This is a genomic window from Acinetobacter sp. SFA, assembly GCF_001647535.1.
GTDB classification, from domain to species: Bacteria; Pseudomonadota; Gammaproteobacteria; order Pseudomonadales; family Moraxellaceae; genus Acinetobacter; species Acinetobacter pecorum.
Window position 1 is genome coordinate 20,178 of sequence record NZ_LSZI01000002.1, and the last position, 13,777, is coordinate 33,954.

Below are 13,777 nucleotides of genomic sequence, written 5' to 3' on the forward strand. Positions count from 1 at the left end.
GCTACGGTGAAAGGCGATGTACACGATATCGGTAAAAACATCGTGGGCGTGGTATTGGGCTGTAATGGCTATGACATCGTTGACCTTGGCGTAATGGTACCTTGCGAGAAGATTCTACAAACTGCGATTGATGAAAAAGTCGATATCATCGGTTTGTCTGGTCTGATCACGCCGTCATTGGATGAAATGGTCTTTGTTGCTAAAGAAATGCAGCGTAAAGGCTTTAACATTCCACTGATGATTGGTGGTGCGACGACCTCTAAAGCGCACACCGCTGTAAAAATCTCACCGCAGTATCATAATGATGGCGTGTACTATACGGCTGATGCTTCTCGTGCGGTGGGTGTGGCAACGCAATTGCTTTCTGCCGAGATGAAACCAAAACTGGCAGCAGACTATGCCGCGGATTATGAAAAAATCCGTATCCGTCTTGCCAATAAGCAGCCGAAAGCTGCGAAGCTTTCTTATGTTGAGTCAGTTGAAAACGGTTTCAAAATCGACTTTGCGAAGCATGCACCAGTTAAACCAAATTTCATTGGCTCACAAACATTCACCAACTATCCTTTAGAAACCTTGGTGGAATACTTTGACTGGACACCGTTCTTTATTTCTTGGAGCCTGGCGGGTAAATTCCCGAAAATCCTTGAAGATGAAGTGGTGGGCGAAGCAGCACGTGATTTGTATGAACAAGCACAAGCAATGCTGAAAGACATCATCGAGAATAAACGTTTCGATGCCCGTGCGACGTTTAGCATTTATCCTGCGAATCGTGTTGCGGCAGATACGGTTGCGGTTGCTGATGAAAATGGCAATGTGACGCATAGCTTCGAGCACCTTCGTCAGCAATCTGACAAAGTCACCGGTAAAGCAAATTACTCTCTGGCTGACTTTATTGCGCCAAAAGATGTGGCTCAGGATTACTTGGGTGGCTTTACAGTTTCGATCTTTGGTGCGGAAGAACTTTCGCAAGAATACAAAGCCAAAGGCGATGACTATAACGCGATTATGGTTCAAGCCTTGGGTGACCGTTTTGCTGAAGCTTTTGCTGAGCACTTGCATCAACGTATCCGTAAAGAGTTCTGGGGCTACCAGACAGACGAACAATTAACCAATGATGAGTTGATTAAAGAGAAGTATGTGGGTATTCGTCCTGCACCGGGCTACCCTGCGTGTCCTGAACATTCTGAAAAAGCGCCATTGTTCGACTGGTTAGGTACGACAGAGAAGATGGGTACTTACCTGACTTCGAGCTTTGCAATGTGGCCACCTTCATCAGTCAGCGGTTTCTATTATGCAAACCCGCAAACTGAATACTTTAACGTGGGTAAAATCTCTAGTGATCAGCTGGAAGATTATGCGAAGCGTAAAGGTTGGACACTGGATGAGGCGAAACGTTGGTTAGCGCCAAATTTGGATGATTCAGTAATTTAATAAAAATATGCTAGTGAGAGTAGTAATACTCTCACTTTTTTATATTAAATAAGGAATAAATAATTTTGGATATAAAAGCGTACTTTATAGAAATAAAAAACACCTCATCCCAGATTTTAGAAGATTCCATGATAATGAAAGATGGAATTAGTCAATCACATTATTTCATTAAATGTATTTTTGATTATAGCCATGAAATATATGATGCTAATCAAAAAATGAATTGGCAGAATGTAGCCAACCAATTAGAAACTGCTCTTTTTAGCGCAATTACAGGAATGTATAGACAAGCTTTCTCATCATTACGTTTAGCTTTTGAATTAGGTTTAGGTTTGATTTTATTTTCTCTCGACAAACTTAGTTTTTACGAATGGCTTAAAGGAAAAAATGATATTAAATGGTCAAAAATTATCGATTCTGATAATGGAATTTTTTCTGATAGATATTTGAAAATATTTTTTCCTGAGTCTTTGGATATTAGAGATTATTTAAAAGATTCTGCTATTTCAAGCTATAGAAAACTTTCAGAATATGTTCATGGGAATCATGAAACGTGGCTTAAAGATGGGCTAAAGCTTGACTATAATGAAGATTCTCTAAAAGTTTTTCTAGCACATTTCAAAACTATTGTTGAAATTTTATTATGCAGCTTATTTATACGGTATGCACATGAATTTGGTAATAAAAATGATAAACATGATTTTCTTAATGAAATTTTAGGTCATCATGATTGCATTAGAAGTTTTTTAGGGGGCGCAGTTAGCAAATGAGTGAGTTTTTTTTACGAACAGAAAGTATTAGACCAGAAAAATTTAGTGAATTAAGCGTAACGAATGTTGCTGATAAATTAATAATAGATGCCTTAAAATCATCTGAGCCATGTCTTTTAGAAGGTGCTAGAGGTACAGGTAAATCATTCTTAATGAGGATTGCAGAACAAGAAATTGAATATTCTGATCAATCTTCTCTTTGTATCTTTATTCCCTTTAGTAAGAGCTCCTTAATCGATACAATTGATAGACTTCAATTTTATCACTGGATGTTAGCAAAATTATTAAAATTTTTATTAAACAAGTTAAAAAGAAAAGGATTATCTGTTTCTTTCTTTTCAGCAAATTTATTAAGTAATGATTCTGCTGATGACTCAAATCAAATAGAAACTAATTTAAAAGAGTTAGTTACTTTATTTGAAAATTCATATGAAGACACATCAACTGAACCAGATATTTCACAACTACCTGATATTGAAGATGTAAAAGAGGCTATACAAGATATTTGTGAAAGTAATAATCTAAACAAAATTTATTTTTTCTTTGATGAAGCTGCTCATGTATTTCGTCCCGAGCAGCAAAGACAATTTTTTACACTTTTTAAAGACTTACGTTCACCATATATTGTATGTAATGCCGCTATATATCCAGGCGTAACTTATTTTGGCTCTTCTTTTGAACTCACTCATGACTGTATTTACAAAAAATTAGAACGCAATATCAAAGACCAAGATTATTTGAGTTACTTTAGAGAAATTGTTTATAAACAAGCCGATGACTCTTTAAAAATAAAAATAGAAGAGAATACAGAGTTATTTAATACTTTAGCGTTAGCATCTGGGGGAAATCCTCGTATGCTGTTAAAAACTATTCAAGATATAAATAAATTTGATACTACCTCTGTCAGAAATATTATTAAAAACTTTTATCGAACACAAATTTGGACTGAACATACTGACCTAGGTACTAAGTATTCAGGTCATAAAAATATAATTGATTGGGGACGAGATCTTTTAGAAAACAAAATTATCCCGACAATTCAGCAATATAATGTTTCACGTCAAGAACGTGATTTAGACGAAGCAACAATATACTTTTGGGTACATAAAGATGCTCCGACAATAGTTCATGAAGCATTACGACTATTAACTTATACTGGCATTATAAAAAAAGATGAGAACTATATTAAGGCAACAAAAGCTGAGTTAGGAAATAGATTTGAAGTTAAGTACGGCTGTATCATTTCGTTAGACAACAACCCTACAGCTATATCTAAAGATTTTTTTAGAAAACTTAATATTTCAAAATTTCCTGAATTTGGAAAGACAAGCCCAGCTTTTAATGGATTTGAAGACATAGTTATCGACTTAGAAAATGAGGAAAGCTATAAATCTGGACTAAATTCATTATTACAAAAATCTATTACTGTTTTAGATCTTCTGACCAAATGGCAAAAAGATAAGCTGCTCGAAGCTAATATCTTAACTTTAGAACAACTTCTAAACCATACCGAAGAACAATTGATAGATCAAATTTATGGTGTTGGGCCTCATAAAGCTAGAATTATAAAAAATGCTGCTAATGCTGAAATTTTAGAATATATTTCAGGTTGATTTTTACACAAATTCTTCCATTTATCATGGTTGATAAATGGAAGAAGTTATATTTAATCCTAATTTTTAACCCATCAATCCCTAACTATTTGTTATTACACTTTTAAGTCTGCAAAACTCATCACTTTCATGAATAATAGACCAATAAATTTATCTCCCAAATCAATGACTATTGGTGTTCCAATGAAGAAACTCATGAACGGTGCTGAAAACATTGTTGTCGAAATGTGCAAAGGCTTTGTCCTAGCACATCCAGAACTGGCATTTAATGAATCTTATAAAATCATTTCCCGAAAAGAAAAACACCAAAATGTCGCCCTGATCAGTGGTGGTGGTAGCGGTCATGAACCAGCCCATGCCGGCTTTGTCGGTCAAGGCATGCTAGACGCTGCTGTATGTGGTGACGTGTTCGCCTCACCTTCACAAATTCAGGTTTATAAAGCCTTGCAGCAAGTGGCGACTGACAAAGGCGTCCTGATGATTATTAAAAACTATTCTGGCGATATGATGAATTTCCAGAATGGTGCAGCATTGGCTGCGGAAGATGGCATTAAAGTGGATTACGTCAAAGTGGCGGATGATATTGCCGTTAAAGACAGCCTCTATACGGTTGGTCGTCGTGGTGTTGCTGGTACCATCTTCGTGCATAAAATTGCCGGTGCTGCTGCCTCTAAAGGTTATGAACTTGCTCGCGTGAAAGAGCTGGCTCAAAAAACAGCAGATAACGTGATTAGCCTTGGTTTTGCCTTTACCTCTTGTACCGTTCCTGCCAAAGGCACACCCACCTTCACCTTGGCGAATGATGAAATGGAATACGGCGTCGGCATCCACGGTGAACCCGGCATTCGTCGTGAAAAAATCCTGCCTTCAAAAGAACTGGCTCAACGTATTATTGACGACCTGTTTCTGGACCGTCCTGATCTGACTGAAGTTGCTGTTCTAGTCAACGGCTTTGGTTCAACGCCAATGCAAGAGCTGTATGTCTTTAATAACGATGTATGCGAACATTTGGCACGTAAAGGCATCAAGATTTACCGTACATTTGTTGGCAACTACATGACCAGTATCGACATGAATGGTGCATCGGTCTCATTACTTGCTGTGGATGATGAACTGAAAACCTATCTGGATGCGGAAGCCAATACCCCTGCCTTAAAGCTTGATGGCTCACCTGCACTACCATTTGAATTTGCAGCACAAGATGCAGCAGCAAAACAAACCGCCAATACCGAAGTTGAAACCCAAGCAGAACATGCTGAAATTCAAAATGAACAGTTCACGATAGAAAATATGCGTTATGTGGTCGATGTGATGGCTGCCTGTATTATCAAAAACGAAGTGCCATTCTGCGAGCTGGATGCCCATGCAGGTGATGGTGACTTTGGCATGAGTGTGGCTAAAGGTTTTAAACAGCTGAAACGCGAATGGCAAGGCCTGATTCAAGCGCAGCACATGGATGAATTCCTGCTGAATAGCTCGATGATTATTATGGAGCATTGTGGCGGTGCATCGGGTCCAATCTGGGGTTCAGCGTTTCGTGCAGCGAGTAAAGCCATTCAAGGCAAATCCACATTAACTGTGGCAGATTTTGCCGAGATGCTTCAAGCTGCGGTAAAAGGTATTCAAACTACTGGTGAGCATTCATTTGGTCGTGGCGCTGTGGTGGGTGACAAAACCCTGATTGATGCTTTGGTTCCTTGTGCAGATTCATGGGCTGCCAATACCGATAAAACATTTAAGGAAAACTTTGTGTTGGGTGCAGCGGCGGCAGTAAAAGGTGCGGAATCGACCAAAGATATCGTGGCACGTATGGGACGTGCCGGTACAGTGGGTGATCGTAGTTTGGGTTATCCGGATGCCGGCGCACATGGCTTAGGTGTCATCTTTAGCGATATCGCAGAGCATATTAAGTAAATAACACCCAATAAAAAGCCTCGAATTCTCGGGGCTTTTTAATTTCCTGGCGAGGATGATAAACCTTGCTTTCAATCAAGATGATAGAAAAATATTTATTGAAACTTTTCTAGATACTTATCCAGTTTTTCTTTGACCACCACCCTTTTATTGCCCTTCATCTGTGCTTCACTCAAAATCCCTTCAGAGTCAACCACCACCACTGGATGGCCATCCTTCTTCAAACGGGCCACGCCTTCAAATAACATCCGGGCACCGACATTATGAATTAAGGTCAAATTGGTCAGATCCAATACAATCCGTTTTTTGCCTTCCGGTTCATCTTGCAATATACGTAGCAGCATTTCCGATTCGGTAAACTGTAATACGCCACGCAGCTCGTACACCACCACATGATCCCTCTTACCGGTGAGATAACGGCTTTGCAAAATGGTTTGTGCCGAGGGCGTTCCTTCCATCAAATGCAGTCCCATTTCCCGGGACATACGTTCAAAAATTTCGACGCCACGCGCACTATGCCCATGCTCATCAATGCGTGGAGAAAATACCGCTATACCCACCTGTCCCGGCAACACGCCGATAATACCGCCTGCGACCCCGCTTTTAGCCGGAATACCCACCGTGGTCAGCCAGTCACCGGCAGCATCATACATCCCGCAAGTGAGCATCACACTCAGGACTTGCCGCACCACAGAACGGTCCAGCAATTTTTTACCGGTTTGTGGCTGAATTCCGCCATTGGCTAGTACCGCAGTGATCATCGCCAGGTCTTTGACCGTCACCTTGATTGAACACTGTTTGATATAACCATTTACAATCGCTTCTGGATCTTCTTCCAGTACCCCCACTGTACGTAGCATATAACCCAAAGATCTGTTACGAAATGCTGTTTTCAGTTCAGAGGTATATACTTCGGTATCAAAACTCAGCTCACGCCCCGCCAGACCACTTAAAAAACGGCGTAACTGTTCCGCACGGGATACTGTTCGTTTATAGGGAATCAGGGAATGGGTAGTAATTGCACCCGAATTGATCATCGGATTTTTCGGAATATTGGAATCCTTCTCCAGTGAAATCTGGTTAAAGGCCTCGCCTGAAGGCTCCACGCCTACTTTTTCCATGACCTTGGTCAAGCCGACTTTCTGCAAAGCCAGAGCATAGGCAAAGGGCTTGGACATGGACTGCATGGTAAACTCAACCTCGTCATCACCGGTTGAATAGATCGTGCCATCTACGGTCGAGAGTGCCAAAGCAAACTTATCCGGGTCTACTGCTGCCAGCTCAGGAATATAATCTGCCAGGGCACCTTTATCATTGTCACGGCAGGAAGTTAAAACATGCTTGAGGTAGTCTGGCACCGGTGTTTTCATCGACTGAGCTTATTCCAGTTGGCTGTTATTTTTAATTAACATACCGGCTTTTGACTTAAGTACCAGCGTGAAAAGGTAATTTTCTGCATATCCATGTTATCGGCTGCTTTCCCTGTACGTGCAATCCCTCCAGAAATGAATTGCATTTTTAAGTATTGTTATTTTTATTGAGGTTTTAAGAGACATAAAAAAGGGCGCTCCTGCCCTTTTTTACTCTGGATGATTTATTTTACTTTGGTTTTACGGATCATCTTGTACAGAACTTTTGGTGAAATACGTGAAACCAGTACGCCCAGTTTTTCTTTCTTGCCGCCAATCACGATATATTCTTCGCCGTTCTGCAAAGCCTGTACAGTCTGAGCCGCAAAATCTTCTGCGGATAGACCATTTTCAATCGCTTCATCTGGATGTCCTTGCGGTTTTCCTTCACCGTTTAAGGCGTTCAGGGATACATTGGTTTTGACAAAGCCCGGGAAAACCACCGAAACCTGCACGCCCTGCGCAGCGACTTCCGCACGCAAGCTGTTGGCCCACATGTGAATTGCAGCTTTTGCCGCCGAATAGGATGCACGATACTGGGTACCAAGCAAACCTGCCACACTGGAAATAAAGATAATACGTCCGGATTTTTGTTCCAGAAAAGTGGGCAGTACGGTTTTAGTCAAAAATACCTGTGAGAAATAATCCACTTCCATAATGGCACGTTCAGTCTGCATGGTGGTGTCCTGAATCAGGGCACGCTGGCTGAGTCCGGCATTGTTAATCAGCCAGTCAATCCGGCCTTTTTGCTGCAAAACCTGATCATAGGCATGACGAACCTGGCTTTCATCCGTGATATCAGCCGTGATAGAAATATGCTGTTCAGGATTGTTTAAAAGCTGACGTACCTTTTCCAGCTCTTCATGCCGGCGTGCAGTCAATACCACCTGTGCGCCCAGTGCAGCACATTGTTGTGCAATCGCCTTGCCAATTCCTGAAGATGCTCCGGTAATCCAGACCACTTTTCCCTTTAAGTCTTCAACTTTCGCCATGAAATCCTGTTTCCCTTGTTTTAATGGATGCGCTGAGGCATTTCGTCTTCCAGAAATGCCAGTAAATGTTCAAAATAATAACTCATGGTATCAGCATCATAGATGTGACTGAGTTTATCAAAACGTTTATAGCCTAACTGGGTGGTTAAATGAATCACCCCATTCAAGGTTTTATCGACGACCACATTAAATTTCAACATTTTTTTCGGTTGACGGATCAAATGTGTCACGCCCTGATCAATGACCTGGGTAAAGGCTTTTAAGGCCGGTGTTACATACTGGTGATTACCATTTTTCATCTGGTCCATACAGCCGAGCAGCTCCATCACCAGCATCTTTTCCACCGGAAAACGGACAAAAGCATCACCGGCCTGCTCATACGTCATTTGATGCAGGTAATTCACCATCGGCATGAGCCGTTCATTGTCAAATAAGGAGACCGACCAGGGCATATATTTACGGGTAGTATGAATGATCTGCTGAATCACTTTTTCAGACTCACTGTTCGGCGAATTGGCAAGTTGCACAATCTCACCAAAAATCTGGTCAATAATTTCACAGGCCATATCGGCCAGATTTTCACCTAAGGGTCTGGCGAGACTGTTTTGCTCGCCGGCATTTAATCTGGAATGGATCTCTTTAAAGCGCTGATGGGTTTCGGGCCGAAGCTTGAGGGAAATGTTATAGCTCATCTTATTATCCTTTTTTTGATATGCTGCGATGAGTCGCGTTTTTTATGGTTCTATCATACGTTGAGTTGTTATACATGCCAATTGGCTAAAGTTTGCGTTTGGTTAAGCTGCCGCATGTACTATTTTTTTTGCTACAATAGATGCAATTTTTCATTCACTTTTGATCTGTTTAGACTATGACTGACTCAGCGCAAAATATCGCGACAACCTACGATCCGACCGAGATCGAGAAAAAATGGTACCAAACCTGGGAAGAGCGCGGTTACTTCAAGCCGTCTCAAAAAGGCGAATCATTCTGTATCATGATTCCGCCGCCAAACGTCACTGGCAGCCTGCACATGGGTCATGGTTTCAACAATGCCATCATGGATGCGTTGACCCGTTATAACCGTATGTCTGGTAAAAATACGCTTTGGCAGCCAGGTACGGACCATGCCGGTATCGCAACGCAAATGGTGGTTGAGCGTCAGTTGGGTGCTGAAGGTATCAGCCGTCATGACTTGGGTCGTGAAAAATTCATCGAAAAAGTCTGGGAATGGAAGGAACAGTCTGGCGGTAACATTACCCGTCAAATCCGTCGCCTAGGTTCTTCTGTAGACTGGTCACGTGAACGCTTCACGATGGATGACGGCTTGTCAAATGCGGTAAAAGAAGTATTTGTCAAACTGCATGAAGAAGGCCTGATCTACCGCGGCAAGCGTCTGGTGAACTGGGATCCTAAACTGCAAACTGCGCTTTCTGATCTGGAAGTAGAGTCAGATAAAGAAGAACAAAGTTCGTTATGGCACTTCAAATATTTCTTTGAAGACAAGTCAGTGCGTACACACGATGGTAAAGATTATATCGTTGTGGCGACAACACGTCCTGAAACATTGTTAGGCGATACCGCTGTTGCTGTTGCGCTTGATGATGAGCGTTATACGGATCTGGTGGGTAAAAACATCATCCTGCCAATTACTGGTCGTGCGGTTCCAATCGTTAAAGATGAATACGTCGACAAAGAATTCGGTACCGGTTGTGTAAAAATCACGCCTGCACACGACTTTAATGACTATGAAGTGGGTAAACGCTGTAGCCTGCCACTGATCAATATCTTCAACAAAAATGCTGAAGTACTGGCTGAGTTTGAATATATTGCGAAAGCGGGTGAGCAGATTTCTAAAACCATTCCTGCGCCTGCAGATTACATTGGTTTAGAACGCTTTGAAGCACGTAAGAAGATCGTTGAACAGGCTGAAGCTGAAGGCTGGTTAGACCAGATCCAACCTTATACATTAAAGCCACCTCGCGGTGACCGTTCAGGCGTGATTGTTGAGCCATTACTGACTGACCAATGGTATGTAAAAATTGCCCCGCTTGCGAAACCTGCGATTGAAGCGGTTCAAGATGGCCGTATCAAGTTCGTGCCTGAGCAGTACAGCAACATGTACATGGCGTGGATGAATAATATCCAGGACTGGTGTATCTCGCGTCAATTGTGGTGGGGTCACCGCATTCCGGCCTGGTACGATGCGGAAGGCAACGTTTATGTAGGTCGTAACGAGGAAGAAGTTCGTGCGAAAAACAATATTCCTGCCGATATTGAGTTGAATCAGGATGAAGATGTACTGGACACATGGTTCTCTTCAGGTCTCTGGACATTCTCGACTTTAGGCTGGACTGGCGACGAAGCAAAAGACAAAGCCAACTACTTCTTGAATACCTTCCACCCGACAGATGTACTGGTGACAGGTTTTGACATCATCTTCTTCTGGGTTGCCCGCATGATCATGCTGACCATGCACTTCATGAAAAATGAAGATGGTACGCCTCAAGTTCCGTTCAAGACTGTGTATGTTCACGGTCTGGTACGTGATGGCGAAGGTCAGAAGATGTCTAAATCTAAGGGTAACGTACTTGACCCATTAGACCTGATTGACGGTGTGGATCTTGAAACATTAGTACAAAAACGTACTACAGGACTCATGAACCCGAAACAGGCAGCGAAGATTGAAAAATCGACCCGTAAAGAATTCCCTGAAGGGATTCAGTCTTACGGTACTGACGCAGTTCGTTTCACCTTCTGTGCACTTGCCAACACCGGTCGTGACATCAAGTTCGACATGAAGCGTGTTGAAGGTTACCGTAACTTTGCCAACAAGATCTGGAACGCAACGCGTTTCGTGATGATGAATGTCGAAGGTCAAACCATTGGTTCAGAAGCACGTCAAGACCTTTGGGAATTGCCTGAACAATGGATCGTAAGCCGTCTGCAAAAAGCGGAACAAGCGGTGCAAACCGCATTTGCAACCTACCGTTTAGATCTGGCTGCTCAAGCGATTTACGAGTTCATCTGGAATGAATACTGTGACTGGTATGTTGAGTTAACCAAACCAGTTCTAAACGATGAAAATGTATCTGAAGAGCGTAAAGCTGAAGTACGTCGTGTTCTTCTTTCGGTGATGGAAGCATCTTTACGTCTTGCGCATCCGTTAATGCCATACTTGACTGAAGAAATCTGGCAAACACTTGCGCCGAAACTCGGTATCACTGGCGAAACTATTATGTTGGCGCCGTACCCTGTTGCTGAGCAAGCATTGATTAATGATCAGGCTGAAGCAGATATGCAATGGCTGCAAGGTTTGATTGGTGCGGTGCGTAACATCCGTGGTGAAATGGGGCTAGGGAATGCGCGCTTATTGCCTGTTCTGCTACAAAATACCACTGATGCTGAAAAAGCACAGATTGCACGTATTGAACCGTTGTTCAAAGCATTGGCGAAAGTTGAAAGCATTACCTTCTTGGCTGATGGCGAACAACCACCATTGTCTTCATCATCTGTCGTTGGTCACGTATCGGTATACGTTCCAATGAAGGGCTTAATTGACCCTAAAGCGGAATTGGGTCGTCTACAAAAAGACTTGGACAAGGTTCAAAAGCAACATGACCAGATTGCGACCAAACTTTCTAACGAAGGTTTTGTGGCAAAAGCTCCTGCTGCTGTGGTTGAAGGCGAGAAAGTGAAGCTTGCTGAGTTTGCTGACCAGTTAGCGAAGATTAAAGCGAATATGGAACAGATTGCGGCGCTTTAATGTGTTGTTAGTTTGATCTAATTTGTGTATAAAGGGCTGATTATTCAGCCCTTTTTTTATTTGGTAAATCCTCTCATATCAACAAGATAAGGTGGAAATAAAATACCTACCCTTTTGGTTTCCTCATTAAAGCCTAATCTAGATGTTTCTAAAAGATGTTCTATTTGCTCTTTAATTTTCTCATTTAATTTACTTAAAATATAATTTATAAAATTTTTCACAACTTCATATTCGCCATAAATTGATTGAATATTCATAGTCCGAATAGATACACCTATACTTTTTTCCCAAAAATCTTCATATTGATCAAAAATAGGCATTTGTTTATCAAAATATACATTTCCAAATGCCTGCTTATTGATATTTACATTACCATGAAGCAGATCATTTCTTTCATTCATCAAAGTATGAAACTTTTTACACTCCTCTGTTGTATAATCAACATTAGATGAAAATCCATTACAATTTAAATGCAATGATTGAACTCTGATATCTATAGGCTGTCTAAGAGTAGTTTGATAGAGTCTGTCATTTGATTTAATTTCAGGCTTAGCTAATATAAATAATAAGAAATTTACAAAAGATTCTGCCATAACAGGCAACATAGCTCTTAAACCGAAAACTTGCCCAACTGCAAAATCTTATTTTTGAAGTGTTTGTGTCCATCTTTCTTGAACTTCCTCAAACTCCAATTGATTTTGAGTGATCTTTAAATCTATACGATCTTGCTCTAAGTTTAAATTCAGCTCATTTAACTTTATAAAACTTTGTTCAATCGTAGACTTAATACGATAATACGGATTAATAAATTCAGTCCATTTTTCCAATGACTTTTTAGTTATGGATATACCTTGTCCATAATTTTTAAAATCTGCTTTGATTTGGCTAATGAAATCGAACTTATTTAGTCCTGACTCGATAACTTCACCACTAACATGTATTTCTGTTCTGAAATTATGTCCTTGAATATGAACTAGTCCTTTAGGGGAATCTAACATCCAATCCCAATGAATTAAATTATCTGAATGATCATTTTTTAATATTGTTAAAATTCCATTGGGATCACCATATTTTGCTGATAAATAGCAAAATAAATCAATTGGTTTGATCTCATTTGTGATTTCCCAAATTTCTCCTTTTTTTGAACTATCATTTAATTTTCTTTTATCTAATAATTCTAAAATGTCTAAAGGATTAAATTCTTGTAATTCCAAGAAAAAATTTTCCATTTAATTATCCCAATAACATAACTCCTTGTGATAATACATTTTTCTATTATTTTTCAAAATGCTAGACCATCACTTAAAGATAATTTTTTCATAGTTGAAACCCTCACCCCAGCCCTCTCCCATAGGGAGAGGGAGCCGTCACCTGATTTCATGCCTATGTGAAATCCAGAATGGAGTTCCCTCTCCTCTCAGGAGAGGGTTAGGGAGAGGTGATTTTGCTTTTTAATTCAAAACATCTCTGCCACAAATCCTCCAACACGACATCCATCCTTCTCAACACATCATGATTCCAATACCGCACAACGGTTAAACCCAAAGCCTCTAAAAACTTGGTGCGTTCAGCATCATATTCTTTTGTCTCATCTGTTCCATGCTGACTACCATCCAGCTCAATCACTAAACCAATTTCATGACAGTAGAAATCTACGATATAGGGTTTGATCACATGCTGACGACGGAATTTAAGATTCATAAAACGCTTGGCACGTAGCAGTTGCCACATGAAGTGTTCTGCATCGGTGGCGGTGTGGCGCATTGATTTGGCGAATTCTAATAATTGAGGATCTATTTTCATTGTTATTTTCCCTCTCCCCCTTGCGAAGCAGTGCTTCTCATCCCAAAGGGAGAAGAAACTTTCATTGTGACTTTAATTATTG

General features: G+C 40.9%; 11 protein-coding genes. 5 read left to right on the forward strand and 6 right to left on the reverse strand.

All coding sequences use genetic code 11. The annotated features are described in order from the left end of the window. From AY607_RS01705 to dhaK, 4 genes are all read left to right on the forward strand, one after another. On the forward strand, window positions 1–1,431 hold a 1,431-nt coding region (locus tag AY607_RS01705), incomplete at its 5' end, for a vitamin B12 dependent-methionine synthase activation domain-containing protein (protein WP_171255258.1). Between the two features lie 65 nt (window positions 1,432–1,496). Beyond that, window positions 1,497–2,201: a hypothetical protein gene (locus tag AY607_RS01710; protein ID WP_064101572.1), complete on the forward strand. Its 705-nt coding sequence runs from the start codon at window positions 1,497–1,499 to the stop codon at window positions 2,199–2,201. Further along, a complete protein-coding gene (locus tag AY607_RS01715) occupies window positions 2,198–3,814 on the forward strand; it encodes a hypothetical protein (protein WP_064101573.1) in 1,617 nt (538 codons plus the stop codon). The genes AY607_RS01710 and AY607_RS01715 overlap by 4 nt, the downstream gene beginning before the upstream one ends. A gap of 183 nt (window positions 3,815–3,997) precedes the next feature. After that, window positions 3,998–5,728: a dihydroxyacetone kinase subunit DhaK gene (dhaK, locus tag AY607_RS01720; RefSeq protein ID WP_064101574.1), complete on the forward strand. Its 1,731-nt coding sequence runs from the start codon at window positions 3,998–4,000 to the stop codon at window positions 5,726–5,728. A 95-nt stretch (window positions 5,729–5,823) separates the two neighbouring features. Here dhaK and AY607_RS01725 read toward each other — a convergent pair whose 3' ends face one another. The 3 genes from AY607_RS01725 to AY607_RS01735 form a co-directional block, all read right to left on the reverse strand. Beyond that, entirely contained in the window at window positions 5,824–7,098 is a 1,275-nt protein-coding gene (locus AY607_RS01725; RefSeq protein WP_064101575.1) for a glutaminase, read from the reverse strand. 224 nt (window positions 7,099–7,322) lie between these two features. Beyond that, window positions 7,323–8,129 (reverse strand): SDR family oxidoreductase, encoded by an 807-nt coding sequence (locus tag AY607_RS01730; protein ID WP_064095686.1) that lies wholly within the window; start codon window positions 8,127–8,129, stop codon window positions 7,323–7,325. Between the two features lie 20 nt (window positions 8,130–8,149). Then, a complete protein-coding gene (locus AY607_RS01735; RefSeq protein WP_064101576.1) occupies window positions 8,150–8,821 on the reverse strand; it encodes a hypothetical protein in 672 nt (223 codons plus the stop codon). A 176-nt stretch (window positions 8,822–8,997) separates the two neighbouring features. On the opposite strand from AY607_RS01735, the gene AY607_RS01740 reads away from it, so the two are divergent. After that, the gene (locus AY607_RS01740; protein WP_064101577.1) at window positions 8,998–11,892 is read left to right on the forward strand and encodes a valine--tRNA ligase; all 2,895 of its coding nucleotides are present in this window, start codon (window positions 8,998–9,000) and stop codon (window positions 11,890–11,892) included. A gap of 56 nt (window positions 11,893–11,948) precedes the next feature. Here AY607_RS01740 and AY607_RS15140 read toward each other — a convergent pair whose 3' ends face one another. From AY607_RS15140 to AY607_RS01750, 3 genes are all read right to left on the reverse strand, one after another. Further along, complete coding sequence (locus AY607_RS15140) at window positions 11,949–12,497, reverse strand: hypothetical protein (RefSeq protein ID WP_225215794.1); 549 nt, start codon at window positions 12,495–12,497, stop codon at window positions 11,949–11,951. Between the two features lie 36 nt (window positions 12,498–12,533). Further along, complete coding sequence (locus AY607_RS15145) at window positions 12,534–13,121, reverse strand: hypothetical protein (protein ID WP_225215795.1); 588 nt, start codon at window positions 13,119–13,121, stop codon at window positions 12,534–12,536. Between the two features lie 199 nt (window positions 13,122–13,320). Then, the gene (locus tag AY607_RS01750; RefSeq protein ID WP_064095689.1) at window positions 13,321–13,695 is read right to left on the reverse strand and encodes an endonuclease domain-containing protein; all 375 of its coding nucleotides are present in this window, start codon (window positions 13,693–13,695) and stop codon (window positions 13,321–13,323) included. Window positions 13,696–13,777: the final 82 nt, after the last annotated feature.